This is a genomic window from Phenylobacterium sp., assembly GCF_004799515.1.
Lineage (GTDB): Bacteria > Pseudomonadota > Alphaproteobacteria > Caulobacterales > Caulobacteraceae > Phenylobacterium.
The window spans coordinates 1-23090 of record NZ_SSMX01000009.1 but is presented as its reverse complement, the minus strand read 5'-3'; the positions used below and the strand labels follow the sequence as shown (position 1 = coordinate 23090).

Sequence of the window (23090 nt, the reverse complement as noted above, 5' to 3'; positions counted from 1 at the left end):
GCCCGGCGCCCCGGATTCGCGGCGGGAACCACCTCGCGGGCTAGGCCTTACGGGCAACCTGGAGGCCTGGAGGGGCCTACGGGAGTTGAGTGATGAACAAGTTTCTGGCGTGCGCCGCCCTCATCGGCGCGGTTGGCCTGGCGGTTCCGGCGCAAGCGGAATCCGGCGGCGTGAAGATCGGCACCCTGTCCTGCAACGAGCACGGCGGCTGGGGCTTGGTCCTGGGCTCGTCCCGCGCGATGAGCTGCACCTTCACCAGCGGCGACCGGATCGAGCATTACGACGGCCGGATGACTAAGATCGGTCTCGACCTGGGATACCAGCACTCCGGCGCCCTCTTCTGGACGGTGATCGCCCCGCATACCGACACCGGCCACGGCGCGCTCGCCGGCCACTACGCCGGCGGCACCGCCAGCGCCACGGCGGGCGTCGGCATCGGCGCCAACGCCCTGATCGGTGGCCTCGACCGGAGCATCGCCCTGCAGCCGGTCAGCGTCGACGGCACCACCGGCCTGGATGTCGCCGCCGGCATCGGCTCGATGACCCTGCGCGCCGAGGAATAGGGCGCCGACCGGGCCCTAACGGGGCCGCTAGGACCTGCGGATCGGGTCGGTGCGGGCCAGGCCTTTGGGCGGCTCGGCCGGCTCGATCCCGGGTTCACAACACCGCCTTGGTGTCTCAGGGCGTTCCGACCCTAACTCTTGTGGATCGGGTCGATCCAGGCGACGCCCTCGGGCTTCTCGACCGGCTCGATCTCCAGGTTCACCACCACCGCGTCCGAATCGCTGCGCACCAGGACGCAGGACAGGGTCTCGTCGGTGGAGGCGTTGATCTCCTGGTGCGGCACGAAGGGCGGCACATAGATGAAGTCGCCCGGCCCGGCCTCGGCGGTGAACTCCAGCGCCTCGCCCCAGCGCATCCGCGCCCGGCCGCTGACCACATAGATCACGCTTTCCAAGGGGCCGTGGTGATGGGCGCCGGTCTTGGCGTTGGCGTGGATGTGGACGGTGCCGGCCCACAGCTTCTGGGCGCCCATGCGGGCCCGGTCGATGGCCACCGCGCGGTCCATGCCGGGCGTGGTGGCGGAAACCTCGCCCAGCTGGTCGCCGGGCACTACGCGGACGCCGCTGTGCTTCCAGCCGTCAGGCGGCGTTTCGGAGGGATCGCTCATGCCGCCAGAAGAGCGCGGGCGCCCGGTTCTTGGCAAGCGTGGGCTTGGTAAGCGGCGGCCGGCCTACTCGCGGGCCAGGACGTAGCGCAGCCCCCGCGTCCCGAAGGTCAGCCCCAGCGCCACGATCAGAAGGGTGTGCGACAGGTCCTGGCCCCAGCCCTCGACCAGCAGCTCCACCGCCAGCAGGGCGCAGAGCCCCGCGACGATGACCCCGGTCCAGTGCAGGAACCGCCCGACGGCGCCGGCGGCGCCCACGCGGGCTCTCTTCAGGTTCGGCCAGATGAAGCTGGGCAAGGCTCTGATCTCCCGCTGGCGGGCCGAAGGCGGCGTCAGACTTGCTCGCGCGGGAACGGGGCCACCCTAGGGCCGCTCTGTTTCAGAGTTCCGGCGGGACGAAACGAAGCGCCGCCGCAGATGTCGGGGCGGACCAGCCGGCGTGCAGGCGTTGCGCCCTCAGTGCATCAGGGGCGGTTCGACCACCGTCTCGTGCCATTCGCCGACCTCGTCCTGGATCAGGATGTGCCGGGGCTCGCGGTCGAGGATGGCGAAGTCGCCAACGGCCTTCAGGGCCTGGTCGCGGGTCTCGAACCGGCCCAGCTCGCCCTCGGCCTCGTCGAGCAGCAGCCAACGGCCGTCGAACGCCACAACGCTGAGATCGAACATCGCGCTCTCCTGCCTTGGGACCGCCTTATTTCACCGAACGGCCGTCGTTTTCGCGGCGTCCGATGGTCGCAGTCGGCTGACAAGAAGCCACAATCGCCCTCACCGGCAGGTTAAGGCCGCCGCGCGGCCGCGCCCTAGCCTTCGCGGAAGTAGGGTTCGACCGGGCCGTTCAGCTTGATGGTCAGCTGCTTGCCGCGCCGGTCCTTGCCCGCGCCGACCGCCAGCTTCACCCAGCCTTCGGAGACGCAGTACTCGTCGACGTTGGTCTTGTCCTCGCCCTTGAAGCGCACGCCGACGTTCCGGGCCAGGATATCGGCGTCGTAGTAGGGGCTGTCGGGATCGGTGGCCAGCCGGTCGGGCAGGCCGTTGGGGAGTTGCTCGCTCATGGCCGCCCGCCTCGCACAGCCGGCCCGCGGATTCAAGCCGCGGCGCCTCTTGGCGCTGCCACGGGGTCGGGCGTAATATCCGAAATATCGGTATCGAGAGTCCCGCCAACGGGATCCGGCCGATGCAAGCGCAGGGAGGCGCTGACCATGAGGCTGAACCGCCTATCCATACTGGCCGCCGCGGGCGCTCTGGCGGTCGCCGCCGCGGCCGGCGCCGCCCCCTACAAGGCCCCGCGCACCCCCGACGGCCAGCCGGACCTGCAGGGCGACTGGTCCAACGCCACCATCACCCCCTTCGAGCGCGACGCGAAGTACGGCGACCGCCTGGCGCTGACCGACCAGGAGGTGAAGGACCTGGAGAACGGCAACGCCAAGCTCGTCGCCGACGGCAACAAGCCCACCGACCCCAACGCCAAGGTCACCGACCTGCCGACCGACTGCGGCCGCGGCTTCACCGGCGTGAACTGCGGTTACAACTCCGCCTGGGTCGATCCCGGCACCCGGATCATCGACATGGAAGGCGTCAGGCGGGACTCGATCCTGGTCTCGCCGGCCAACGGCCGCCTGCCGCCGATGAAGCCGGAAGCCCAGGCGCAGATGCGCGCGCGGCTGGCCTCGGCGGGCGGCCGGGGCGGCACGGGCGCCGCCGACAACCCCGAGGGCCGGTCCCTGGGCGAGCGCTGCCTGATGAGCTTCGGCTCCTCCGCCGGGCCGCCGATGCTGCCGCTGCTCTACAACAACAACTACCAGATCGTGCAGACCAAGGACGAGATCGCCATCGACGTGGAGATGGTCCACGACGTGCGCCACATCCACCTGACCGGCGGTCACATCCCGGCGAACATGAAGCTCTGGATGGGCGACTCGATCGGCCACTGGGAAGGCGACACCCTGGTGGTCGAGACCACCAACATGCGCCCCGAACAGAACTTCCGCGGAGCCTCCATGGGCTCGAAGATCGTCGAGCGCTTCACCCGGGTCAGCCCGACCCAGATCAAGTACGCATTCACCGTCGACGACCCGCAGACCTACACCGCCCCCTACACCGGGGAGGTGGCGCTGAACGCCACCAAGGGGCCGCTCTACGAATACGCCTGCCATGAGGGCAACTACGCCCTGCCCGGCATCCTCGCCGGCGCCCGACAGCAGGAAAAGGAAGCGCTCGCCTCCGGCAAGCCCGCCGCGCCCGGCGGCGGCGGGACGAACTAGGTCAGCGGCAGCCCTCGACCACCTTCTCCAGCTCGGCCAGGCGGCGTTCGCGCAGGATCCGGCCGGCGGCCATCAGCTGGTAGCGGTCGGCCGCGCCGCCGGCGTCGCGCAGGGCCTGGTCGGTGTCGGGGTATTTCGGCGGCTTGGAGAGGGTCTTCGGCACACAGGCCTCTTTCACCGGCACCCGGACCACCACCGGCGGGGCGGGAGCCGGCGCGGCGGCCGGAACCGGCGCGGCCGCCGGCGCCGGCGGCGGAGCCACCGCGATCTGCGGCGCGGCTTTCGGCTTCAGGCTCTGGCAGGCCGCCAGCGCCAGCGCGCAGAGCGCCGCCGCAGGGACCGGCCCCATCTGGAGGCGGCTCATCTCCCCCAAACGCTTCACTTGAGGGTCTCGAGGACGGCGCGGTCGGCGCTTTCCATCCGCGCACAGACGTCGAAGCCCTGCGGCTCCTGCCCGGCCAGCTTCTGGGCGCGCTGCTCGGGCGTCAGGTTGGCGTTCGTCAGCCGGCTCTTCGCCAGGTCCGCCGGCGCGCCTTCGCAAGCCGCCAGGCGGGCGTGCAGCGCGATCCCGTCGCGCTGGTTCTGCACCGTCAGGCCAGCGATCCGCGCCCGCAGCTCGGTGTCCCGCTGCTGCGCGGTGAGGGTGGTGGCGATCAACAAGCCGCACATGACAACCGCCAAGGCGAAGCCCACCGGCCCCGCCGCGGGGCTGGTGAAGGCTGACATCAGGGTTCGGAACATCCGGACTCCCTATCTTCGCCCCGCCGAGCGGAGCCTTGGATTCTTCCCCGTGGGTCACCGGGCGGCAAGCTCCGCCATAACTAAGGCACGGGCATGACGGGCCGGTCTTGCACTCGACATACCGGCGTCGCCTCCCAGGCCTAGAAGACGCCGGGGCCTGAAGGAGCAGACCAATGGCCGTCTACAGAATCTACCTGGTGCACGACGACGGACGCCTGCAACCCGACGAGAGCTTCTACTGCGCCACCGATGAAGAGGCGGTTTGCAAGCTTCACCCGCCGAAGCGCGGGGACATCCGCGCCGAGCTCTGGCAGGGCGGCCGCTTCATCGCCGTGGCGGGCTCCCGCCGCATCGCCGCCGAGCTGCGGCCGCCGGCGCCCTAGCTCAGCGGCATGGCGAAGGTGAACCGCGTCTCGGTGGCGTCGGACGCCACGCCCAGGGTCCCGCCGTGCGCCCGGGCGATCTCGGCGGCGATGTAGAGGCCGAGGCCCAGGCCCTGCTGGCCGTGATGGTGCTCGGCCCGCTCGAAGGGCCGGAACAGCATCGACTGGCGCTCCGGCGGAATCGGCGGGCCCTGGTTGGCGACCGAAAGCTCGAACCGCCCGCCCGCCACCCGCGCCCGCACGCTGACCGGCGCGCCGTCCTCGCCGTGCCGCAGCGCATTGGCCAGCAGGTTGGAGGTGAGCTGCGCCACCCGCGCCCGGTCGGCGGCCACCGGCTCGCTGAGGTCCAGGTCCGCCAGGATCACCCGGTCTGGATGGGCCAGGCGCAGCTCGTCCACCGCCTGCTGAATCGCCTCCTGCAGGCCGGGGTCGCTGCGCCGCTCGATCTCGAACCCGCCGCCCAGCCGGGCGCGGGCGAAGTCCATGACATTGTCGATCAGCCCGGCCATGCGGTTGACGCTCGCCTGCATGGCGCCGACCAGGGTCACGGCGCGCGCGTCGAGCGGCGTCCGCGCCAGGAGCCGCCCGCCCGCCTGGATCGAGGCCAGGGGGTTGCGCAGGTCGTGGCCCAGGACGGCGATGAACTGCTCGCGCAGCTCCGCGGCCTGCCGTTCGCTCAACAGCGCCGCCTCGCTCTTCGCCAGGCGGTCCTGGGTGTCCATGTGCTGGGCGATCAGGTCGGCGAACAGCTTGAACATCCCCATGACCTGCGGATTCTTCAGCTGCGCCGGCTTGGGATCGATGGCGCAGAGCGTCCCGAAGAAAATCCCGTCGCGGAAGATCGGCTGGGAGATGTAGCTCTGGAAGCCGTACTGCGCCGGGGTCGGGTGGCCGCGGAACTCCGGGTCCTCGGACACGTGGTCGATGACCACCGCCTGGCCGCTCTTGCGGATCTCGTCGCAGATGGTGGTGCCCACCGCCAGCTCGTCGCCCGGCGCCAGGCCGAAAGCGATCTCGTCGCGCACGGCGCAGGCGACCCAGCGGTCCTCGGTGACCCGCGCCACGGCGGCGAAGCCCATGCCGGTGGTGCGGCATATCACTTCCAGGATCATCGGAACGACTTCGATCCGACCGATCGCGTCGACGTCTTCGGCGATGTCCACGGACAATCCGCCCCTCATTCTCACGCCAGCCCCTCGATCCTAAAGGATCATGCGCTGCCGGTCGCGTCTGACGGGCGCCCGACATAGGCCGAAGCATCTTCGCCGAACACGGGTCCGCAGCCCTGGCGCGTCCGATCTGTCGGCCAGGCCACTTACCCGCCGCTACTTCGGCTTGCGGAACTTCAGGATGAACTGGTCGGTATGCCCGCGGATCGCGGGGTCGAAAACGTTCTTGTCGTGCGCGTCGGCCGGGCTGGCGAGCAGCTTGTCGTCCTCGGCGACCAGCTTGAAGCCGGCGGCCTCGACCTCCTGCTTGACGATCGCCTCGTCGATGCGGTGCAGGCTGTCGGCCACGGCGAGCGGCGACCCGGGCGTCGCGGCGTGGTCGACGATGACGTAGAGGCCGCCCGGCTTCAGGGCCTTGAAGACCTCCTTGTTGACCGTGTCGGCATTGTCGGCCGGGAACGCCTTCAGGTGCAGGTCGTGGTAGTTCTGCACCGTCAGGACCAGATCCAGGCCCTCCGGCAATCCCGCGTGGGCGATGGGGCCGTTTAGCGCGGTGACGTTGGCGTAGTCCGCCACCACCTTCTGCTGATCGGTCCCGGAGGCGGGACGCATCTTGATCAGCTCGCCGATTTGATAGGCGTAGACCTGTCCCTTCGGCCCGACGGCGGGCGACAGGATGCGCGTGAAATAGCCGCCGCCCATCATGAAGTCGGCCACCTTCTGGCCGGGCTTCACCTCGGCCAGGGCCAGCAGCTCGGCGGGCTTGCGGGCCACGTCGCGCGACGAGTCGGCCGGCGGGCGCTTGATGTCGCCCAGGGCCGCGGTGATGTTCGCCGGGACCGCCGCCATCGCCACTCCGCCGACGGCGAGCGCCGCCAGAACCGAAGCCCCAAGAACCGAAACCATAAGACCGCGCGCCATGTCGTCCCTCCCAAGCCAGGCTGTTGCGGCAACCTATCACCGGTTCGCTGACCGGCGCAGCCCGCGGTTTCGCGCGCCTTGCCCCTTCCGCTCCGGGAACGCGCGCGCTACGCCTTACGCGTTCGGGGAACAGCGCATGCGGAATTTCCAAGGGGCGGCGGCCGCCACGGCGGGGCTCGGCGCGTGACGGCGGGCGCCGACTCCACGGTCGAGGAGGTCCCGGGCGTCCTGGCCACACCCCTGCCGGCGGCCCAGCGCACCTGGCTCCTGCTGGGGATCGGCTTCCCCGTCCTGATCATCAACTTCGCCGCGCCCTATCTGCAGCTCATCGCGCTCCCTCTGGTGTTCTTCCTGAAGAACCGGCTGCACCAGAGCCCGGACCAGGTGGCGCTGTTCGCCTTCGTGGCCGCGGCCCCGACCTATCTGGGCGGGTTCTTCGGCTTCGTCCGCGACCGCTGGAACCCGTTCGGCCGCGGCGACCGCGGCTATCTGGTGGTCTTCGGCCTGGCCTGCGTGGCCGGTTACGCCGCCCTGGCCTTCGCCCCGCCCACCTATGCGGTCCTGCTGATTGGCGGCCTGTTTGTCGGGATCTTCCTGCAGTTCGTCAGCGCCGCGGTCAGCGGCATCGCCACCGCCATCGGCCGTCGGCACGCCATGTCCGGCCAGATGAGCACGGGGATGAACACCGCCATCATCGTGCCCGCCGTGGCCTGCGGCTGGCTGGGCGGCCTGCTGGCCGATTCCATCGAAGGCCTGCCCGCCGGCCAGGCGCTCAGGCCCGTCTTCCTGATCGGGGCGGCGCTCATGGTGCTGGTCTGCGCCTTCGGCGCCTTCGGCCCCAAGCGGATCTACGAGGACGGGCGCACCGAGCCGGAGGCGATCTCGCCGGGCCGCGACTTCATCCGCCTGCTGAAGTACTGGCCGATCTATCCGGCCCTGCTCATCCAGCTGCTCTGGCAGTTCGCCCCCGGCGCGGGCATCGCCATGCAGTTCCACCTCAGCAACGACATCCACGCCAGCGGCGCCCAGGTGGGGCTGTTCTACACGATCTTCTACGTCGGCTTCATCCCGATGTACGGCGTCTACGGCTGGCTCGCCCGGCGCGTGGCCCTGCGCCCCCTGGTGTGGATCGGCGGCGTTCTGGCGGTGCCTCAGATGGCGAGCCTGCTGTTCATCCATTCGCCGACCGGCGCGCTCTGGGCCGCCGTGCCCATGGGCCTGCTGGGCGGCATCGGCCAGGCGGCCTTCACCGACCTCACCATCCGCTCCAGCCCCAAGGGCTTGGAGGGCACCATGATCATGCTGTTCCTGGCGCTCTACTGGATCGCGCTGCGCGGCGGCGACCTGTGGGGCGCGGACCTCTACCAGCACCACGGCGGCTTCAACGCCACGCTCTGGGCGACCATCGCGGTCTACGCCGCCATCCTCCTGGTCATCCCCTTCGTGCCCAAGCGGATCACCGCCGGCCACGACGCCTGAACGGACACCGCCGGGGCCGTAGGAACCCGCGTTCCGCCGGCGCGGTTTAGCTTTCCATTCCGGGACCGGCGCGGCGAGCCCGCCCGATCCCTTGGACCAAGGAGCCGAACCCATGCGCACCCTCGCGCTCGCCACCCTCACCGCCGCCGCGCTCTGCGCCGCGCCCGCCGTCGCTCAGCGCTACGACAACAGCGCCGTCGACGAGCTGACCGTCACCGGCCAGCTTCCGCCCGCCCCCGGCGCGCGTCCGATGAGCCTCAGCGCCACCGTCAGCTACGCCGACCTCGACCTGCGCCTTTCCGGCGACCGCGCGCGGCTGGAGCACCGGGTCAACAACGCCGCCCGCCGCGTCTGCACCGAGCTCAACGAGGCCTCGCCGAACCAGCACAACCTCGGCAAGTCCTGCCAGGACCTCGCCGTGCGCGGCGCCATGGGCCAGGTGCGCCAGGCCTTCGCCAGCGCCGATTCCACGGCCTATGTGAACGCCTACGGCGCCCAGGCCAGCGCCACGGTCCCCGACACGGCGAGCTATCAGACCGCGACCGTCGGCAACGGCCCGATCCCCGACACCCCAGCCAACCGCGCCCGCTACGGCGGTCCGAACTCCAACGCCGGCAAGCGCACCGCCGCCAGCGGCAATTAGTTCTAAGGCCGAAGCCGGAACGATGCGCCGGGCGCGGGATTTGACTCGTATGCCCGGCGCGTCCCGCCCCCTGGATATCCGTCCCCATTCGCACCGCCTGAGCGGCCTGGCGGCGGCGGGCCTGCTCGTGCTGGGCGCGGCCGCCTTCGCCTCCGGCCTCGGCCGCCAGCTCGAACCGCGCGGCCCCTCGCCTTTCCCGGCCACCCAGCTCCGCGCGCCCAGCGACCAGAAGATCGCCGAGGCCGAACCCGCCCCGGTCCTGCAGGCCGCCGCGCCGCTCCGCGCGCACAAGATCGCCGCCGCGGACGACAGCGCCCCGCCGGCCGCCGCCCCCAACGCCTCGGGCGCGGCCCAGGACACCGCGGCCTCCGCGCCCGACGCCCCGACCCCGGCCGCCGCGCCGGCGGCCTCGGATGACGCCAGCCCGCAGACGGCGCCCGCGCCGCAGCCCGACCTCGATCCGCCGACCTAGGCCTGGCCTGCTCCCAACCGTCACCGTGGTTCATGCGCCGGTCAGGCGCCGGCGCCCAGGATGGGATCGTCCGTACGCGGCTGCGTGCCTTGTCGCGGACGGACCCCGCTGGACCGCCGGTCGGCGGCCGAGCCCCCGGCGCCGGGAGAGTATCAGCGCCGGGGGCTCTTGACCGGCCCCTCTAGAGGAACGGCTCGATGGTGGCGAGCTGCGCCTGCAGGCCGGTCAGGTCGACGGACGCGCCTTCGCCGTGAGCGATGGCGGTGTAGATCCCGTCGCCGTTGCCGTCCGCGAACACCACGAACTCGGCGTGCGAGCCGTGGGTGATGGTCTCCTGCACGAAGTCCGGGGCGAGCTGCGTGAAGGTCTCGTTTGCGCCCGGCGTGAACGCGGTGGTCGAGCCGTCGGCATGCACCGCTGAGATCGCGCTCACCGCTCCGCCCGCGCCAAAGGTGAATTCCGCCCGCTCGAAGGGGTCGACCGACAGAGCCGTGGTCGCGCTCCCCTCGGCGATGAAGCTCTCGCTCTCAGCGCTGATCGCGAAGAGGCCCGCGGTCCCGCTTTGGGTGAAGGTGGTGGTGTCGACCTCGTGGCCCTGGACGGTGGTCTCGGTGACCGTCGAGCCGCTCACGGTGAACTCGGCGTCGGGCGGGGTGGGCACGGTGTGGCTGTGGGTCGAGGAAGCGCTCGATCCGAACACCGCCTGCTCGGCCGTCACGCTGGTCCCACTCTCGGTGAAGCTGAAGCCGAAGACATGGCCGTTGGGGTCGGTGGTCGTGGGCGTATCCACCGTCTGGGTTTCCGCGCTCACCCGGTAGAGGTTGGCGTTGGCGGCTTCGGCGGTGAACTGGGTGGTGTCGGTGTCGTGCGTCCCGGCCAGGGTCTCGGTGATCGTCCCGCTTCCCACCGCGAACGTCGCATCGCTAGGGATGCGCACCGTCTCGGTGTGCTGGCCAAAGACCGCCTGCTCGGCGGTCACCGCGCCGCCGGTCACCGTGAATTCGAAGGCCCGGCCGCCGGTCCCCTGGCCGGTTCCCGTCTCGTTGTCCGTCATGTCCATCTGGCGAACTCCTGAAGGCCGCCCCTCGGCGGCGCAGGCAGCGCCTGGACTTCGTCGAATTCGAGCCCCCCGAGGACGCCCGCGGCCCGTCCCTGAAACAGTTCCGCAAAGATCAGAGCGCAAAGGAGCGCGCGACGCCGAAGGCTTGGCCCGCGTGGGACTCATTGTCCAAGGGCCGCCGTCGCCGTATTTTGTTAGGTGATCTCAGACGCGCCCTCAAAAAACGCGCCCCGAAATTTCTGGAGTTAGCTGTGAACCGCGCCCTTTTCCTCGCCGTTGGAACCGCGCTCTGCGCCGTCCCGCTCGCGACCTCCGCCCAAACCGCCGCCGCTCCGACCGCCGCGCCGCCCGCTTCGGCGAAAGCCGCTAAGACGCCGATCGCGGCCGATGGCCATGCCGACCTCTCGGGCTTCTGGTCCAACGCCACCCTGACGCCGGAACGCCGCCCGGCGAAGCTCGGCAACCGCCTCAACTACACCCCTGACGAGGCGAAGAAGATGGAGACCGCCGTGGTCAAGGAGGTCGAGGAGGGCAACAAGCCCACCGACCCCAACTCCGGCGTCGAGGGCGGCAAGGAAGACCCCAAGAACCTGCGCCCGGAATTCGCCGCGGCCGGCGGCGACGTCGGCGGCTACAACCGCGGCTGGCTGGATCCCGGCTCCTCGGTGATGCGGGTGCACGGCGAGCCCCGCACCTCATTCCTGACCACGCCGGACGGCCAGCCTCCGGCCCGCCTGGCCAGCGCCGAAGGCGCCGGCGGCTTCCCGCGCGGCATGGGTTCGTTCGACAATCCAGAGAACCGCTCGCTGGGTGAGCGCTGCATCATGGGCTTCGGCCGCAACGCCGGGCCGCCGATGCTGCCCAACGGCTTCTACAACAACAACTACGAGTTCGTGCAGACCAAGGACAACTTCGTCATCGAAGTGGAGATGGTGCACGACACCCGGGTGATCCGCATGAACGCCACCCACCGCACCGACGGCGTGCGGCCGTGGATGGGCGACTCGGTCGGCCACTGGGAAGGCAACACCTTGGTGGTCGAGACCACCAACATCCCGCAGACCCAGGCCTACAACGGCTCGTGGAAGAACCTGAAGGTCACCGAGCGCTTCAGCCGCGACGGCGCCGACCGGGTCTATTACTCCTACACGATCGACGACCCGACCACCTGGGCCAAGCCGTGGGGTGGCGAATACGAGTTCTACAAGCTGCAGGGCATCATCTACGAATACGCTTGCCACGAAGGTAACTACGCCCTGCCCGGCATGCTGGGCGGCGCGCGCCGTCAGGAAAAGGAAGCGGCCGCCAAGGCTAAGGCCGCGCCGACCGGCGGCCAGTAGCCGACACCGCTGAATCGCAAAGCTACAGGCCCCGGCGTCCACGCCGGGGCCTTTTGCTATCTATCTGTCATCGTTAGCCAACTTGCTTCACAGCCGGTTAGGCATGGGCGTTTAGACTGGCGTCGTCGCATCCAGTATCGGCCCAGAGTCCAGGCATGAGCCAGTTTCTCGAGGTCCTGCATCGCCTGCACGCGCTGGCGGCCCATCCGCTGGCGCTGGTGGTCGTCGCCGCCCTGCTGGCCGCCCTTCTCGAGCAACGGCTGGCGCGGCGGCGAACGCCCGACTTCTCGCTCGCCTACCGCGACATCACCGCCAGGCCGCCTCCGCCCAAGCCGCCGGAGACGCCCTAGACTTTCCGTTGCAGGCCCCCGGCTTTCGCCGGGATGGGCGGATTTGGGGGCTGCCCCTAGCCGAAAACCTCAGTGCGGCGGCGGCGCAACAGGCTGCCCACCCCGCCGAAGCCCAGGATCATCAGCGCCCAGCTGGCCGGCTCGGGCACCAGGGCGTCTGCCGCCGGGTCGTCGGTGACTGTCAGCTGGTCGAGCAACGGACCGACGTTGTCCTTGCTGGTGGTGCCCACCAGCGCCATGACGCTGCCCGGCGCCGTCGCCACGAAGCTGATCGTGAAGACCTGGAACGGGTCGGAACTCCCGACCTGCGAGAAGCCCAGGAGCTCCTGCCCCGGGGTCTGGTTGGGCTGGTTGAAGTTGGTCGTGGTCACGCCGGTGATGTCAGGGATCCCGGAGAACAGGAAGCCCGCGTACATGGTGTCGGTGCCCATGCGCTCGCTGCCGCCGACGTCAATCGACAGGGTGACCGTGTCCCCGGCGTTGAAGCTGAAGGCCTGCTTGGTTTGCAGGAACCCGCCGTCGTTGGACGACCCGTCGAGGTCGACGAAATTGCCGGATGTGTTGGCGCCCGACCCGTGCAGGCTCCAGGTGTTCTTCGAGGTCAGCAGGTCCACCGTGCCGCCCGGCCCGCCGCCGTCCACATTGAAGTTCACAAACGAATTGTCGTTCAGGATCTCGCCAACCGGCGGGACCGTCTGTTCATCGAAATTATCGCTGAATACGACAACGGCGCCCGCGCGCGTCGCCCCCAGCGCCACCAAACCAGCAGCGCAAATCCCAACCAACCCACGCATTCAAGGCCTCCCTCGGGGAAAGCCCCCCTACCTGAGGTAGTATTACCTGTAGCTGAGCTGATCTCCAACCTCTCGGGCGTTCACGAAAATGTGCCCGGGACGGCGGGAACCATGCAACGTATCCGAGTATTGGCGCAGGTTATCCGGAGCGTCGGCTACCCAACCGTCTGACCTCATGGCAAATTCGGCCTGAGGGACACCGATGTTCGGGGGAATGCGATGCTGGCCCAGGTTCTGCTCCTGATGGCGGCGGCCGATCCGCAGGCCGCGCCGATCGCCGCGCCCGCCCCGGCCCAAGCGCTTCCCCCAAAGACCGTCTCGCCGGTGGAGGTGCCGCCGCCGGCCAAGACCGAGGCGCCCGACGTGCGCATCGACATGCAGGGTAGCGGCGACGACGTCGAGCAGCAGGTGGTCATCTGGCCGGGCTCAGCCTACCAGATCGGCATCCGCGGCCTGGTCACCCTGCGCTGCCTGGTCGACGCCCACGGCCTGGCCGAGCGCTGCAGCGTCGCCTCGGAGTCGCCTGAGGGCAGGGGCTTCGGCAAGGCCGCGCTCGAGCTGCGCACCACCTTCAAGTTAACCCCGGCCATGGGCCCCGACGGCCCGGTGGCCTCGATGAAGACCATCGCGCTCACCTTCAAGCCGCCGGAACGCGACTTCGACATGAAGAAGGTGATGGGCGGCGACACCGTCGGCGCCGGCAATCCGCTCGCCCTACGGGCTGTGACCATGCTGGACTACCCGGTGTGGGCCGAGGCCGCGACCTTCGACGACCTGGCGCGGGCCTATCCGGTCAAGGGCGGCGGCGAGGAGGGCTATGCGGCGGTGCACTGCCGGGTGCTGCATACTGGCGCGCTCACCGACTGCGAGGCCATCAAGGAAGCGCCGGAGGGCAGGGGCTTCGGCAAGGCCGCCGTGGCCCTGGCGGCCCGGTTCAAGGTGGCGCCGCAGCTGGCCCAGGCCCGCCATTCCGGTCAGCTGTGGGTGGACATCCCGATCCGCCTGCCGCCGCCGGCGCCGGCGGCCGAGCGCACGGTGATGGCGCCGGCCTGGATCACCGGCTTCGATCTGAAAGCCGCGCCCAAGCTGTTCCCGCCGGAGGCCGTGGCCAGCGGCCTGACCACGGGCCGTGGCGTCGCCCGCTGCCTGGTGGCCAACGACGGCAGCCTTACCAAGTGCGCGCCCGAGGCTGGCGATCCCGCGGGCCTGGGCTTCTCCGAAGCCGCCGCCAAGCTCGCCTCGACCATGAAGATGAACCTCTGGTCGACCGACGGCGCGCCGGTGGAAGGCGGGGTCGTGCACATCCCGATCCGCCTCAATCTGAAGGCCGTGGGCGGCTAGGTCTTACGGTTAAGCTGCCAGGAATTAACCTCATTCCTGTCGCCAAGCGGTCGCAGCGTCAATCGTACACATGGCCCAGAGCACCTCGCGTCGGCACTTGGTTAATCCACGAGCCGCGGGGACGAGGACGGCTTCGGGGAGATCGACATTATGGCCTGGGCAATCAGCCTAACGCCTCGCGAGCGGCGCTGGCTTACGATCATGGCCTGGCTGGTCGGCTTGGCCCTGTTCGTCCGTTTCACCCAGATCCTGCCGTGCTGCCAGCCCAAGACCTTCGAGGTCGCGCTGCGGCAGCACGACTGCGACTCGGGCCTTTCCGCCTGCCCCCGCTACGACGACTGCGCGCCGCGCTGAGGCGGCGCGCCCGGCGGCCGCCTCAGCGCCCGGTGAACACCGGCTTGCGCTTCTCGAGGAAGGCGCGCCGGGCCTCCTGGCCGTCCTCGCTGCCGAAGGCCCTGCGAATGTTGGCGACCTCGTAGCGCAACTGGCTCTCCAGGTCGGCGCTCTCGTAGGACCGCACCATGCCCCGCTTCAGGAGCCTGAGCGTGATCGGCGACCAGTCGCAGAGGCCCTGGGCGTACTCGGCCAGCCGCTCGGCGAATCGCGCGTCGTCCGCCGCCTCGCCCGCCATGCCCCAGTCGACGGCCTCCGCGCCGGTCACCGTGCGGTTCTCCATCATGAAGCGCATGGCCTTCTCGTAGCCCATGGCCTGCGGCAGGGTGATCGTCAGCCCCGCGTCTGGCGAGCCGCCGATGCGGGTGTAGCCGGCCATCAGCCGCGCGCTGGATGCGATCAGCCGCACGTCGCAGGCCATGGCCAGGCCCAGCCCCGCCCCCACCGCCACGCCGTTGACCCCGCCCACCACCGGCTTGTCGCAGCGCTTGCGGATCGCCAGCAGGAACTGGCCCACCCAGCCGATGTCGTCGAGCATGGCGGTCTGCGCCGTGTACGGCGAATAGGGCTCCGCGCCCGGCGACAGGTCGAGGCCCGCGCAGAAGGCGTCGCCCGAGCCGGTCAGCGCCACCACCCAGACATTGTCGTCGGCCGCCGCGGCGTCCACCGCCTCGACCACGCCCCAGGCCAGTTCCTGGCTGAGCGCATTCTTCTTCTCCGCGCGGTCCAGCATGATGGTCCGCACGTGGCCGGCGTCGGACACCTTCACCAGCTTGCCCATGATCCCGCAGCTCCTCCCGCCATTTTGGCGGAAGCATAGGGCCGCGTGGCGCGTCGTCCACCTTGGCCGTCGCCGCCCTAGCCGTCGTTCCCCTCTAGCCGTCGTTTCTGGGCGGCAGGTCGCGCGCGGCCTCGGCCGCCTGGCCCGGCGGCACGCCCTGGTCGGTCTTGGCCTGCTCGGCCCGCGAGCGGGGCCCGCGCTTGAACGCCAGCCGCGCCAAGAGCAGCACGCCCAGCGCCGCCACCAGGCCCACCGCTGCCCAGAACTCCAGGTGATGAGGCATTCAAAGCCCTTTCGCCCCGCCTCTGGGTCGAAGCCGCAAGCTTGGCTTGGGTTCCGGCCCGCCTCGCGTTTTCCGCTTGGCGCTTGCGGTATGTTCTGCTTTTGTTCTGGAATGGCTTCCCAGATGAAGATGCGTCCGATCGCGCTCTCCGGCCGCGGGACCGTGGGCGACCACCGCCGCTATCCGGGCTGCCGCCTCCTGATCACCTGCGCGCTGTGCGGCTGGGAGAAGAGCTACAATCCCGAGCGGGTGATCGCCCGGCTGCGCGAGCTCAACACCGGCGGCCACGGCACGCCGCTGGAGCAGGTCGCCCGGCGCATCGGCTGGAACTGCCCGGCCTGCCACCACGTCCGGTGGCGCGCCGACCTTGCCTGGGCGCCCGGCATGGACGTCCGCGAGATCAAGCGCCTGACCAACCTGCACCGCTAGGGCGAGGCGAGCGGTCCTTAGAAGTGGTGCGTGCAGAACGCCAAGAGCAGGATCACCGGGATCGGAACCCCCAGGAAGAGCAGCAGAACCGAGCGCATGAGGGCCTCTCCAAGCCTGTCTGAACCGAAAGCCGCACCGTAACGGCGTCCAACGGTTCAGGTTCCGAAAGCGGCCCCCGGCCCTCAGTTGCAGACCTTCATCGCCCCGACCATCTGGCAGACCCGGGTCTGGCCGTCGCTGGTGGTGGTGATGGTCTGGTTGCCCACATGCTGGGTGACCGCGGTCCGGCCGTCGCTGAAGGTGGTCACCCGCTGATTGCCCACCTGCTGCGAGGTCGCCACCGAGCCGTCGCTGCCAGTGGTGATCGTCTGGCCGCCGCCGACCTGCCGCGTGGTGGCCGTGCGCCCGTCGCCGAAGGTGGTGACGGTCTGGCCGCCGACCTGGCGGATGGTCGTGTGGCCGGCCGGGCCGTCGCACATCGTCTGGTCGCCCACCTTCTGGCAGTTGGTCGGCGCCGTCTGCGCCTGGGCGGCGCCGGTCACGGCCAGCGCGGCCAAGACGGCAAATGCGGGAAGCGCGGTCCTCATGGTCTGTCCCCTCAAACGGATGTCGGTCCAAGCTTGGCCATGGGACCACAGGCCGCCCAGCCCTGCAACGGTCCGGCCCCGCAACCGGCGGACGTTGTGACCCGCGCCGGGTTCTGCTTCAGTGCCCGCCCACCCCAGCGAGCACCCATGGCCGGCCTGAAGGACAAGCGCGGATTCATCGACAAGGAGCGGCTCGACCTCTCCGAGCGCAAGGCCGTGGAATACTGGATGAAGCGCTGGGGCGTCACCCGCGACCAGATCACCACCGCCCACCGCAAGGTCGGCCGCCTGACCAAGGACATCGCCGCCGAGCTCGGCAAGAAGCGCTAGGGCTTCGGCGGCGAGGGCTGGCCCCCGGCCGCCAGTACGTCCCCGACCGCCACGACCTTGCCGTCCGCCCTGCGCATCCGGCCCGGCTTCAGGCCGGCGGGGCAGTCGCCCAGCGGGGTCATGCGCTGGTCCTGCGCGACCGTCAGGATCTTGCCGAACAGCCCCGGCGTGGACAGGAACCTGGCGACATGGGCCGGACTGCCCGGCGCCACGGGCAGCGGCGGATCGGCGCCCAGCATCGCCGCGCCCGCCAGAGCCGCCGCCAGGGCGAAGAGCCCCTCCGCGATCCTCATCGACACCCCTTGCCGCCGTCCCGCCGACTGGAGGTTCCGCCTCGCGGACTAATCGGTCAAGATGTGGCGGAGGCATAACACACGCCGAGGTGGTGACGGACGCGCAGATCCAGGCGCGGCGCGCGCCCGCCCCGCCTAGCGTCCGAAGCGATAGCGCAGCCCGAGCGCGCCCGTGAACTGGTCGGGCGACCCCAGCCGGGCGACCAGCGGGCTGTCGGCCGCGTCGCCCGTCAGCCGCTGGTAGCTCAGGTTCGCCAGCACGCTCCAGCGCCGTGTCCAGCGGTATTCGGCGCTGGCCAGGCCCCCGACCGCGACATAGGCGCCGTCGGCGTTGTACGGCCCGATCGCGAACGGGCTGCGCGCCGCGTCGGTCTCGGTGACGTCGAAATAGGTCCGCGTGAAGCGCGAGTCGCCGAGGTGGACCCGCGGCCCGATGCTCAGCACCCACCTAGGGTCCTGATGCACGAGATCCGCCGCGACATCGCCCGACCAGGCCGAATTGCCGACCACGCCGTGGCGCACCTCAGCGTGGAACCGCAGGATGTCCGTGGGCCACCACTCGGCGTAGAGGCCCGGCTCGAAGGCGAAGTCGATCTTGTGCAGTCCGCGCAGGACGCTGTCGTCGCTATCGTCGCGGCTCGACCGCCCGCGCACCACGACGCCGGCGGACAGGGTCTTGTCCCCGAGCACCTGCAGACCCGGACTGTCGTCGGGCGCGCCGAAGCTCGGCTGCACGCCGGGCCGGTGGAACTGCAGGCTGCCGCTTGGATCGACCTCGTAGGACTTCGAGCCCATGTAGTCCGGCGCGACCTGGCCCGAGACGCTGCCGGACACCGACCAGCCGAAGATCGTCCAACCGCGCGCGCCCCCATCGCTTGGCGGGGCGTCGCTCTGCGCTGCCGACGCCGAAGCGCTCATCAGGATCGCGGCGCCGGCGACAGCGCCGGCGAAGGCCGCAAAAGTCTTGATCATGGAAATGCCCCACCGTGGAATCCAGAGGCCAAGCGCCTGCGGCGGGGTTTCGTTCCGCCGGCCGGACCCAGCCTCCCGCCGGCCGGAACTATCCGGGATAGAGACCGGCCCGCCTAGCCCGCCCCACAACTCAAGATCGGCCGCGGCCGCGGGCGGCGCCGACCCGCTAAGCTGAAGCTTCTCCCCTGCAAAATGGCGGCTCCGACAGCCCCGAACACTGTATTCGAACTCCCATTTCCGCTGCATCTCCGAACCACCTGCGACCCTAGGCTGTAGATCGTCAAATCGTTCGCGAACGTTATTCATGGAACGTAATCCTTCGAACCGAATTGGGCATCCGCACCGGCGATGAAATTCCTGCCGTCTGCTGATCTTTTTGGACGAAGGGCTGGACCTCATGTCGCTTAAACTCACCCTCTGGGGCGCCTCCTTGGCCGCCCTGACCCTGGCGACCGCCGGCGCGGCGGGGGCCGCGACCTTCATCGAACCGTGGACGACCTCGGCGAGCGGCGACTTCTCCGCCGCCATCGGCGACAACGGCCTGGGCGTCGCGGGCGGCAGCCCGGCGGGTCCGTCGGGCAGTTCGACGCACAGCTACGACGTCGCGACCGGCATGTTCACCGACACCTACAGCTTCGTCCTGCCGACCGGCCAGGCCGGGGCGTCAGTCATCACCACCCTCTCGGGCCAGGCCGCGAACGACCTGACCTTCACCGGCATCAGCCTCAACGGCGCCGGCGGGTCGACGGCCACCGGCGGCGGCGTCTCGTCAGCGCACGTGTCGTTCCAGGACGTCGTGGCGGGCGGCGAGCAGGAGCTGATCATCACCGGCCAAGGCGGATCCGCCGCCAGCTTCGGCGGCACGGTCAGCTTCATCCAGGCCTCGGACTCGGAGGGCTCCGTCGGCGCCGTTCCCGAGCCCGCCGCCTGGGCGCTGCTGTGCATGGGCTTCGGCGCGGTCGGTGCGACCCTGCGCCAGCGCCGCCGCGCGGATGCGACGTCGCACCGCCCGCTTCAAAGCCGCTCATAGGCCTCGGCGGCGACCACTTCCTCCGGCGTCACGTCGGTGAAGCGCTTGACGATCACCGTGAACCCCTTGCCGCCGCCCTCACCCCGCGCCGCCGCCTCGGCGCGGATTTCCTCCAGCTCGGCCTCGACCTGCAGCCGCTCGCAGTATTTGCGCGGCGCCTGGCGCGCGGCCATCCAGCGGATGGTGTCGACGCGCAGCTTGTCGGCCCACACCGCGCCCGGCGCCGGCGCCCAGAAGGCCGGCCTGGCCTGCGTTGCGCAGATGGGCGACAGCTATGGCCTATTCCTGGGCCGACATCTGAATCTTGCGGCGGCGGAGGTGTTCGCCCGACTGGCCGATTCTCGAAAACTGGGAAAAGGAACTGCGGCCATCAGGCCGGATACCCTCGGCGGTTGCGTATCCGAGCCGGGGCTCACGGCCGCCATCCTCAGGGAGAGGACCAAGGCGACCTTGATGCGCCACGCCTGCCCTTAAGCCCATGCCAAGCCCAAAGCTCCGCCGCCCGGTCGGGTCAAGGATCGGCGTAGCCGACCGCGGAGCGGTTCGTCCTTGAGGCGGCCGGGCGGCGGAGCATGCTGAGATGGCGGCTTTGCGCCATGTCTGGACGTTCAAGTGCGCCGCGAAGCGGACCTCGGGATTTCCCACGTTCCGAATGCCTATCGCCTGCGGGTGTGACAGTATGTAGTCGGGAACAGGAGCCACGAAGTGGCGGTTCGATCGGACGATACGAACATTGGGCCCGACGCGATCCGCCGCCTGGTCGCCGAAAACTATCCGGCGATAGCTCGCAGCCTACTGCGGCCGCTGCTGCATCTTCTCAGTCTTTCCCGGGCGGCCTGTGGGGGCGATGTCGACAAATTCCTCATCATGCTGGTGATCGCGATCCGCACCACCGAACACGAGCGCTTTTCCGCCTACAGCCAAGCGCAGCTGCTAAGTGGCGAGGTCCCCGTCTTTCCGACGCTTGGCACAAATGTGCGGTCCGTCGCCGAGTCCACGGGCACGCCTAAGGAGACTGTTCGCCGTAAGGTCAGTGAACTCATCGAAGCCGGCTGGATAGCACGCGTCGGCAATGAGCTGCGGTTTACCGCGGTCGCCTACCAGGATCTGGCTGGCGTGCGCGTCGCCATCGAGGATCTCGCGGTGAGCAATTTTCGCGTGGTGGCGGATCTGGCGCGCAAGCGTTTCGCGGGATCACCTGACGAATAACTTTGCCTCGAGGCGCCTCTGTAGGGATCACCCGCTGGACCGTGGCCAGAAGTCCTTCGGCCTCTAGAGGCTTGTCCAGCGCGGCGTGAGCACCGAGCTTGCTCGCGAGGTCGAGCAAGTCCAACCCACCGAGGAAGCGACGCGCCGCGACGGCGATGATGCGCACCGCTGGGTGAGCCCGCGTCACGGCAGAGATCAGCTCTATGCCGTCGCAGTCCGGCATCAGGATTTCGGTGATCAGAACATCGGGAGGTTCGGCCAGGATACGCTCTAGCGCCCGGCGTCCGCACAAGAACTCATCAACCGCGTAGCCTGCGCCGCTCAGCGCGTCCCGGGTCGACGCCCAAGCGGCAAGGTCATTGTCCACCAGGAATACAGTTGTATGCGCCATGTGCGGCTCCGCCATCTGCGAAGTGCTACGCGGCATGAGGCGGTGCGGGTACTCCAGGCAGGCCCAATTTGGGGCCTCGGTCGGAAGAACTTCGCGAAATTTTCGCGCAGAACCTCGTTACGGGCGATGGACCCGGCTCTCGGACGAGGCGAATGGAACAGCCGGAAAACGACCCCTGTGCTGATGGCGCAGCGGCCAGGCGGATAACTTCGGTCGACTTGGCCGCTGCTCTCGACCAGTTCAGCGATGCGGGACTTCTGACCGAGGGCAAGATCAACTTGATCGCTCTCGACGCCATCGTGGAGAGGCTCGGCGCACGCTGGAACACGCGCCGCGGCCAAATCCACGACTATGTCACTCGGTTCATAGAACGTCGGCTAGGTTCCGACGGCTACCACCTCAGAATCTCCGAGACGGACTTCCTTATCTGCCAACCGGAAGTCGGCCGATTTGCGGGTCAAGCAGCCTGCCTGCAGATACTGCGTGATGTCCTGAACCATTTCATCGGGGACGCCGCCCACGCCGACGACTGGGTCCATCAGGTCACTAAGGTCAGTACGTCCGAGATCCAGGGCACGCGGGTGCGCGCCGCCGAGGTGGAGAAGGGCGAACGGATGGAGCGTGAGGCCAGAGCCTCCGCGCGTCCGCGGCGAACCCTGGACCGTTGGACGCCATTCATCGCATCGGACGGGCGCGAGTTGCGGGTCGCCTGCCGTCTGGAGCCCGTCGTCGAGCTGAAAGCGCATGGACAAATCGGATTTCGGATCGCTCGGCGGGTGTTCGTCGCCGGCTCAGACGAGACCATAACGGCCGAGATGGTTCGCAAGCTTTCTCGCGCGGATATCATGCGGATCGATCTGGCGGCGGCGGCGCGGGGAATGGAGGCGTTGCGAGCCGCGGAATCGAGCGAGCCGCCGCCCAGTCTCATCATGCCGGTCTCGTTCATCAGTCTCTCGTGCCAGCGCGGGCGGACGGCGATCGCCGGGCTGCTTATGGAGGCCCGCGACTTGGTCAAACGAGGGGTGATCTGCGAGATCAGCGACATCGAGGGCGTGCCGCAGGGGGTGATGCTTCACGTGGTGTCGCTGATCCGACCCTACTGCCTTTTCGTCGTGGCGCGGATTGATCTTGGACCCCCCGCCGCCGCCACGCTCGCCCAACTGAAGCACTCCGGTGTGCAAGCCCTGTCGGTGGAGTGCCCGCAGCGGCTTACCGACGCCGCGTTCGTCCGCTGGATGAAAACGACGGTCGAAGCGGCGCGGCGCGTTGTCAGGTCGATGCTCCTGTACCAGCTCGTTTCACTCCAACAAGCCGCGCTCGCGGCTGAAATTGGCGCGACCCATGCGAGCGTCAGGGAATGGGCGCGAGAGGATGTCTAGGTTCTCCTCTGCGGCCAAATTCGAGCCCGAACGCCTGCTCCATGCCGACCAGGCGCCAGTTTGGATCCACCTTGTGGACGTCGAAGGCCTTTCGCGCGACGGCTTTCCCCTCTGGGTCGGCCGACAGGGATTTCTGGCGCGTCTTCACCCGTCGGCGGAGGCCCTCATGGTCGCAGCCCCTTGGCTGGAGCCCGGTTGCATAGTCCTCGATCTTGCCGGCTCGATGTGGAGCGCCGTCGACGTCCTCGATCGGTTGCGCCTGGCGGCGCCAAATCATCCGGTGGTGGTCTGCGGCTGCGGCGACGTCGCTCTGGCGGTGGCGGTGATGAAGGTCGGGGCCGCCGACGTTCTCGATGGACCGGTGGGGTGGGCCGCGCTTGCCGATGCGGTCAGGCAGGTCCTGGGCGCGCAGCCCTTTCGTTCGACAGCCGCGCCGACGCGCACCGCCGCTACCGCTACGATTTCGACGCTGACCCACCGACAGCGCGGCGTTCTCCGCGAGGTGATGGCCGGAAAACTCAACAAAACGATCGCCCACGAACTGGGGCTTAGTGTGCGCACCGTCGAATGCCACCGCGCCGCCATCATGACCCGCACCGGCGCCCGCAGTCTCAGCGACCTCATCCGGATCGGGATCGCTGCGGGGCTCTGACAGCTAAGGCGGCGTCGGGCCTGGGCAGAGACCGGGCGTCCATGCACTGCTACCCACGTCTGAATGAGCCACCTGCGCTCGTTGCCAAGCTGTCTCAGCGCTCGACAGCGGACCTGCCGGAGGTCAGGCAAGAGTCAGAAGCATCCCCCTACCCCGCCTCATAATTCAAAATCGGCCCCAGCCACCGCTCGGCCTCGCTCACCGCCCAGCCCTTGCGCCGCGCATAGTCCGCGACCTGG

At 69.3% G+C, this 23090-nt stretch carries 32 protein-coding genes and 1 pseudogene; 16 read left to right on the top strand and 17 right to left on the bottom strand.

Translation table 11 applies throughout. The annotated features are described in order from the left end of the window. The first annotated feature begins 92 nt into the window (after window positions 1–92). The gene (locus tag E8A49_RS04715; protein WP_293376886.1) at window positions 93–563 is read left to right on the top strand and encodes a DUF992 domain-containing protein; all 471 of its coding nucleotides are present in this window, start codon (window positions 93–95) and stop codon (window positions 561–563) included. Between the two features lie 131 nt (window positions 564–694). Here E8A49_RS04715 and E8A49_RS04710 read toward each other — a convergent pair whose 3' ends face one another. From E8A49_RS04710 to E8A49_RS04695, 4 genes are all read right to left on the bottom strand, one after another. Then, a complete protein-coding gene (locus tag E8A49_RS04710) occupies window positions 695–1171 on the bottom strand; it encodes a cupin domain-containing protein (protein ID WP_293376884.1) in 477 nt (158 codons plus the stop codon). Window positions 1172–1234: 63 nt separating this feature from the next. Then, on the bottom strand, window positions 1235–1465 hold the full coding sequence (locus tag E8A49_RS04705) for a hypothetical protein (protein WP_293376882.1): 231 nt from the start codon (window positions 1463–1465) through the stop codon (window positions 1235–1237). Window positions 1466–1624: 159 nt separating this feature from the next. Further along, a complete protein-coding gene (locus E8A49_RS04700) occupies window positions 1625–1834 on the bottom strand; it encodes a hypothetical protein (RefSeq protein ID WP_293376880.1) in 210 nt (69 codons plus the stop codon). 134 nt (window positions 1835–1968) lie between these two features. After that, window positions 1969–2220, bottom strand: coding sequence for a DUF3297 family protein (locus E8A49_RS04695; protein ID WP_293376878.1), 252 nt, complete (start codon window positions 2218–2220; stop codon window positions 1969–1971). A 147-nt stretch (window positions 2221–2367) separates the two neighbouring features. On the opposite strand from E8A49_RS04695, the gene E8A49_RS04690 reads away from it, so the two are divergent. After that, window positions 2368–3429 (top strand): hypothetical protein, encoded by a 1062-nt coding sequence (locus E8A49_RS04690; protein ID WP_293376876.1) that lies wholly within the window; start codon window positions 2368–2370, stop codon window positions 3427–3429. Between the two features lies 1 nt (window position 3430). On the opposite strand, the gene E8A49_RS04685 is transcribed toward E8A49_RS04690, so the two are convergent. Together E8A49_RS04685 and E8A49_RS04680 are read right to left on the bottom strand one after the other, a co-directional pair. Beyond that, window positions 3431–3793, bottom strand: a complete 363-nt coding sequence (locus E8A49_RS04685; RefSeq protein ID WP_293376874.1) for a hypothetical protein — start codon at window positions 3791–3793, stop codon at window positions 3431–3433. Between the two features lie 14 nt (window positions 3794–3807). Beyond that, window positions 3808–4170 (bottom strand): hypothetical protein, encoded by a 363-nt coding sequence (locus E8A49_RS04680; RefSeq protein WP_293376872.1) that lies wholly within the window; start codon window positions 4168–4170, stop codon window positions 3808–3810. Window positions 4171–4343: 173 nt separating this feature from the next. Between E8A49_RS04680 and E8A49_RS04675 the strand changes: the two genes are divergently transcribed. Continuing rightward, window positions 4344–4553 carry a hypothetical protein gene (locus E8A49_RS04675; protein ID WP_293376870.1) on the top strand — a complete coding sequence of 70 codons (210 nt, stop codon included), beginning with the start codon at window positions 4344–4346 and terminating at the stop codon, window positions 4551–4553. On the opposite strand, the gene E8A49_RS04670 is transcribed toward E8A49_RS04675, so the two are convergent. After that, a complete protein-coding gene (locus E8A49_RS04670; protein ID WP_293376868.1) occupies window positions 4550–5716 on the bottom strand; it encodes a GAF domain-containing sensor histidine kinase in 1167 nt (388 codons plus the stop codon). The genes E8A49_RS04675 and E8A49_RS04670 overlap by 4 nt on opposite strands. A gap of 162 nt (window positions 5717–5878) precedes the next feature. Further along, entirely contained in the window at window positions 5879–6643 is a 765-nt protein-coding gene (locus E8A49_RS04665; RefSeq protein WP_293376866.1) for a methyltransferase, read from the bottom strand. A gap of 183 nt (window positions 6644–6826) precedes the next feature. Between E8A49_RS04665 and E8A49_RS04660 the strand changes: the two genes are divergently transcribed. From E8A49_RS04660 to E8A49_RS04650, 3 genes are all read left to right on the top strand, one after another. Next, the gene (locus E8A49_RS04660) at window positions 6827–8122 is read left to right on the top strand and encodes an MFS transporter (protein ID WP_293376864.1); all 1296 of its coding nucleotides are present in this window, start codon (window positions 6827–6829) and stop codon (window positions 8120–8122) included. Between the two features lie 112 nt (window positions 8123–8234). Beyond that, the gene (locus E8A49_RS04655) at window positions 8235–8765 is read left to right on the top strand and encodes a UrcA family protein (RefSeq protein WP_293376862.1); all 531 of its coding nucleotides are present in this window, start codon (window positions 8235–8237) and stop codon (window positions 8763–8765) included. Between the two features lie 49 nt (window positions 8766–8814). Then, the gene (locus tag E8A49_RS04650; protein WP_293376861.1) at window positions 8815–9237 is read left to right on the top strand and encodes a hypothetical protein; all 423 of its coding nucleotides are present in this window, start codon (window positions 8815–8817) and stop codon (window positions 9235–9237) included. A gap of 181 nt (window positions 9238–9418) precedes the next feature. On the opposite strand, the gene E8A49_RS04645 is transcribed toward E8A49_RS04650, so the two are convergent. Next, complete coding sequence (locus tag E8A49_RS04645) at window positions 9419–10297, bottom strand: hypothetical protein (RefSeq protein ID WP_293376859.1); 879 nt, start codon at window positions 10295–10297, stop codon at window positions 9419–9421. A 251-nt stretch (window positions 10298–10548) separates the two neighbouring features. On the opposite strand from E8A49_RS04645, the gene E8A49_RS04640 reads away from it, so the two are divergent. Next, on the top strand, window positions 10549–11637 hold the full coding sequence (locus E8A49_RS04640; RefSeq protein ID WP_293376857.1) for a hypothetical protein: 1089 nt from the start codon (window positions 10549–10551) through the stop codon (window positions 11635–11637). Window positions 11638–11792: 155 nt separating this feature from the next. Beyond that, window positions 11793–11987, top strand: a complete 195-nt coding sequence (locus tag E8A49_RS04635) for a hypothetical protein (protein WP_293376855.1) — start codon at window positions 11793–11795, stop codon at window positions 11985–11987. 56 nt (window positions 11988–12043) lie between these two features. Here E8A49_RS04635 and E8A49_RS04630 read toward each other — a convergent pair whose 3' ends face one another. Continuing rightward, window positions 12044–12781 carry a PEPxxWA-CTERM sorting domain-containing protein gene (locus tag E8A49_RS04630; protein WP_293376853.1) on the bottom strand — a complete coding sequence of 246 codons (738 nt, stop codon included), beginning with the start codon at window positions 12779–12781 and terminating at the stop codon, window positions 12044–12046. A 219-nt stretch (window positions 12782–13000) separates the two neighbouring features. Here E8A49_RS04630 and E8A49_RS04625 point away from each other — a divergent pair, with 219 nt between their 5' ends. Continuing rightward, on the top strand, window positions 13001–14122 hold the full coding sequence (locus E8A49_RS04625; protein WP_293376851.1) for an energy transducer TonB: 1122 nt from the start codon (window positions 13001–13003) through the stop codon (window positions 14120–14122). A 150-nt stretch (window positions 14123–14272) separates the two neighbouring features. Further along, a complete protein-coding gene (locus E8A49_RS04620; RefSeq protein WP_293376849.1) occupies window positions 14273–14476 on the top strand; it encodes a hypothetical protein in 204 nt (67 codons plus the stop codon). Window positions 14477–14498: 22 nt separating this feature from the next. Here the strand turns inward: E8A49_RS04620 and E8A49_RS04615 are convergent, their stop codons facing one another. Both E8A49_RS04615 and E8A49_RS04610 read right to left on the bottom strand, forming a co-directional pair. Continuing rightward, window positions 14499–15296, bottom strand: a complete 798-nt coding sequence (locus E8A49_RS04615) for an enoyl-CoA hydratase/isomerase family protein (protein ID WP_293376847.1) — start codon at window positions 15294–15296, stop codon at window positions 14499–14501. 94 nt (window positions 15297–15390) lie between these two features. Further along, window positions 15391–15579, bottom strand: a complete 189-nt coding sequence (locus tag E8A49_RS04610; RefSeq protein ID WP_293376845.1) for a hypothetical protein — start codon at window positions 15577–15579, stop codon at window positions 15391–15393. Window positions 15580–15702: 123 nt separating this feature from the next. Between E8A49_RS04610 and E8A49_RS04605 the strand changes: the two genes are divergently transcribed. Beyond that, window positions 15703–16008, top strand: coding sequence for a hypothetical protein (locus E8A49_RS04605; RefSeq protein WP_293376843.1), 306 nt, complete (start codon window positions 15703–15705; stop codon window positions 16006–16008). A 182-nt stretch (window positions 16009–16190) separates the two neighbouring features. Here E8A49_RS04605 and E8A49_RS04600 read toward each other — a convergent pair whose 3' ends face one another. Further along, the gene (locus tag E8A49_RS04600) at window positions 16191–16595 is read right to left on the bottom strand and encodes a hypothetical protein (RefSeq protein ID WP_293376841.1); all 405 of its coding nucleotides are present in this window, start codon (window positions 16593–16595) and stop codon (window positions 16191–16193) included. A gap of 147 nt (window positions 16596–16742) precedes the next feature. On the opposite strand from E8A49_RS04600, the gene E8A49_RS04595 reads away from it, so the two are divergent. After that, complete coding sequence (locus tag E8A49_RS04595) at window positions 16743–16925, top strand: DUF3606 domain-containing protein (RefSeq protein WP_111528073.1); 183 nt, start codon at window positions 16743–16745, stop codon at window positions 16923–16925. Here E8A49_RS04595 and E8A49_RS04590 read toward each other — a convergent pair. After that, window positions 16922–17218 carry a hypothetical protein gene (locus tag E8A49_RS04590; protein WP_293376837.1) on the bottom strand — a complete coding sequence of 99 codons (297 nt, stop codon included), beginning with the start codon at window positions 17216–17218 and terminating at the stop codon, window positions 16922–16924. The two genes, E8A49_RS04595 and E8A49_RS04590, sit on opposite strands and share 4 nt — an antisense overlap. A gap of 135 nt (window positions 17219–17353) precedes the next feature. Then, window positions 17354–18190 (bottom strand): MipA/OmpV family protein, encoded by an 837-nt coding sequence (locus E8A49_RS04585; protein WP_293376835.1) that lies wholly within the window; start codon window positions 18188–18190, stop codon window positions 17354–17356. Window positions 18191–18587: 397 nt separating this feature from the next. Here E8A49_RS04585 and E8A49_RS04580 point away from each other — a divergent pair, with 397 nt between their 5' ends. After that, window positions 18588–19220, top strand: a complete 633-nt coding sequence (locus E8A49_RS04580) for an FxDxF family PEP-CTERM protein (RefSeq protein ID WP_293376833.1) — start codon at window positions 18588–18590, stop codon at window positions 19218–19220. On the opposite strand, the gene E8A49_RS04575 is transcribed toward E8A49_RS04580, so the two are convergent. Continuing rightward, window positions 19205–19432, bottom strand: coding sequence for a hypothetical protein (locus tag E8A49_RS04575; protein WP_293376831.1), 228 nt, complete (start codon window positions 19430–19432; stop codon window positions 19205–19207). The genes E8A49_RS04580 and E8A49_RS04575 overlap by 16 nt on opposite strands. A gap of 493 nt (window positions 19433–19925) precedes the next feature. On the opposite strand from E8A49_RS04575, the gene E8A49_RS04570 reads away from it, so the two are divergent. Next, window positions 19926–20429: a hypothetical protein gene (locus tag E8A49_RS04570; RefSeq protein ID WP_293376829.1), complete on the top strand. Its 504-nt coding sequence runs from the start codon at window positions 19926–19928 to the stop codon at window positions 20427–20429. A gap of 97 nt (window positions 20430–20526) precedes the next feature. Here the strand turns inward: E8A49_RS04570 and E8A49_RS23135 are convergent. Next, window positions 20527–20820 (bottom strand): annotated as a pseudogene (locus tag E8A49_RS23135) (response regulator); the annotation flags it as partial. Between the two features lie 152 nt (window positions 20821–20972). Between E8A49_RS23135 and E8A49_RS04560 the strand changes: the two are divergent. Continuing rightward, window positions 20973–22199: a hypothetical protein gene (locus E8A49_RS04560; RefSeq protein WP_293376825.1), complete on the top strand. Its 1227-nt coding sequence runs from the start codon at window positions 20973–20975 to the stop codon at window positions 22197–22199. Beyond that, window positions 22192–22851, top strand: a complete 660-nt coding sequence (locus E8A49_RS04555) for a LuxR C-terminal-related transcriptional regulator (protein ID WP_293376823.1) — start codon at window positions 22192–22194, stop codon at window positions 22849–22851. The genes E8A49_RS04560 and E8A49_RS04555 overlap by 8 nt, the downstream gene beginning before the upstream one ends. Window positions 22852–23090 lie beyond the last annotated feature (239 nt).

Bases quoted from the DNA above. Each gene is read 5' to 3' on its own strand.
- E8A49_RS04630 (WP_293376853.1), bottom strand. From the start codon at position 12,781: ATGCGTGGGTTGGTTGGGATTTGCGCTGCTGGTTTGGTGGCGCTGGGG.
- E8A49_RS04645 (WP_293376859.1), bottom strand. From the start codon at position 10,297: ATGGACATGACGGACAACGAGACGGGAACCGGCCAGGGGACCGGCGGC.
- E8A49_RS04710 (WP_293376884.1), bottom strand. From the start codon at position 1,171: ATGAGCGATCCCTCCGAAACGCCGCCTGACGGCTGGAAGCACAGCGGC.
- E8A49_RS04715 (WP_293376886.1), top strand. From the start codon at position 93: ATGAACAAGTTTCTGGCGTGCGCCGCCCTCATCGGCGCGGTTGGCCTG.
- E8A49_RS04605 (WP_293376843.1), top strand. From the start codon at position 15,703: ATGAAGATGCGTCCGATCGCGCTCTCCGGCCGCGGGACCGTGGGCGAC.
- E8A49_RS04610 (WP_293376845.1), bottom strand. From the start codon at position 15,579: ATGCCTCATCACCTGGAGTTCTGGGCAGCGGTGGGCCTGGTGGCGGCG.
- E8A49_RS04600 (WP_293376841.1), bottom strand. From the start codon at position 16,595: ATGAGGACCGCGCTTCCCGCATTTGCCGTCTTGGCCGCGCTGGCCGTG.
- E8A49_RS04590 (WP_293376837.1), bottom strand. From the start codon at position 17,218: ATGAGGATCGCGGAGGGGCTCTTCGCCCTGGCGGCGGCTCTGGCGGGC.
- E8A49_RS04560 (WP_293376825.1), top strand. From the start codon at position 20,973: ATGGAACAGCCGGAAAACGACCCCTGTGCTGATGGCGCAGCGGCCAGG.
- E8A49_RS04620 (WP_293376849.1), top strand. From the start codon at position 14,273: ATGGCCTGGGCAATCAGCCTAACGCCTCGCGAGCGGCGCTGGCTTACG.
- E8A49_RS04625 (WP_293376851.1), top strand. From the start codon at position 13,001: ATGCTGGCCCAGGTTCTGCTCCTGATGGCGGCGGCCGATCCGCAGGCC.
- E8A49_RS04685 (WP_293376874.1), bottom strand. From the start codon at position 3,793: ATGAGCCGCCTCCAGATGGGGCCGGTCCCTGCGGCGGCGCTCTGCGCG.
- E8A49_RS04650 (WP_293376861.1), top strand. From the start codon at position 8,815: ATGCCCGGCGCGTCCCGCCCCCTGGATATCCGTCCCCATTCGCACCGC.
- E8A49_RS04695 (WP_293376878.1), bottom strand. From the start codon at position 2,220: ATGAGCGAGCAACTCCCCAACGGCCTGCCCGACCGGCTGGCCACCGAT.
- E8A49_RS04635 (WP_293376855.1), top strand. From the start codon at position 11,793: ATGAGCCAGTTTCTCGAGGTCCTGCATCGCCTGCACGCGCTGGCGGCC.
- E8A49_RS04665 (WP_293376866.1), bottom strand. From the start codon at position 6,643: ATGGCGCGCGGTCTTATGGTTTCGGTTCTTGGGGCTTCGGTTCTGGCG.
- E8A49_RS04680 (WP_293376872.1), bottom strand. From the start codon at position 4,170: ATGTTCCGAACCCTGATGTCAGCCTTCACCAGCCCCGCGGCGGGGCCG.
- E8A49_RS04585 (WP_293376835.1), bottom strand. From the start codon at position 18,190: ATGATCAAGACTTTTGCGGCCTTCGCCGGCGCTGTCGCCGGCGCCGCG.
- E8A49_RS04615 (WP_293376847.1), bottom strand. From the start codon at position 15,296: ATGGGCAAGCTGGTGAAGGTGTCCGACGCCGGCCACGTGCGGACCATC.
- E8A49_RS04675 (WP_293376870.1), top strand. From the start codon at position 4,344: ATGGCCGTCTACAGAATCTACCTGGTGCACGACGACGGACGCCTGCAA.
- E8A49_RS04690 (WP_293376876.1), top strand. From the start codon at position 2,368: ATGAGGCTGAACCGCCTATCCATACTGGCCGCCGCGGGCGCTCTGGCG.
- E8A49_RS04595 (WP_111528073.1), top strand. From the start codon at position 16,743: ATGGCCGGCCTGAAGGACAAGCGCGGATTCATCGACAAGGAGCGGCTC.
- E8A49_RS04700 (WP_293376880.1), bottom strand. From the start codon at position 1,834: ATGTTCGATCTCAGCGTTGTGGCGTTCGACGGCCGTTGGCTGCTGCTC.
- E8A49_RS04655 (WP_293376862.1), top strand. From the start codon at position 8,235: ATGCGCACCCTCGCGCTCGCCACCCTCACCGCCGCCGCGCTCTGCGCC.
- E8A49_RS04580 (WP_293376833.1), top strand. From the start codon at position 18,588: ATGTCGCTTAAACTCACCCTCTGGGGCGCCTCCTTGGCCGCCCTGACC.
- E8A49_RS04555 (WP_293376823.1), top strand. From the start codon at position 22,192: ATGTCTAGGTTCTCCTCTGCGGCCAAATTCGAGCCCGAACGCCTGCTC.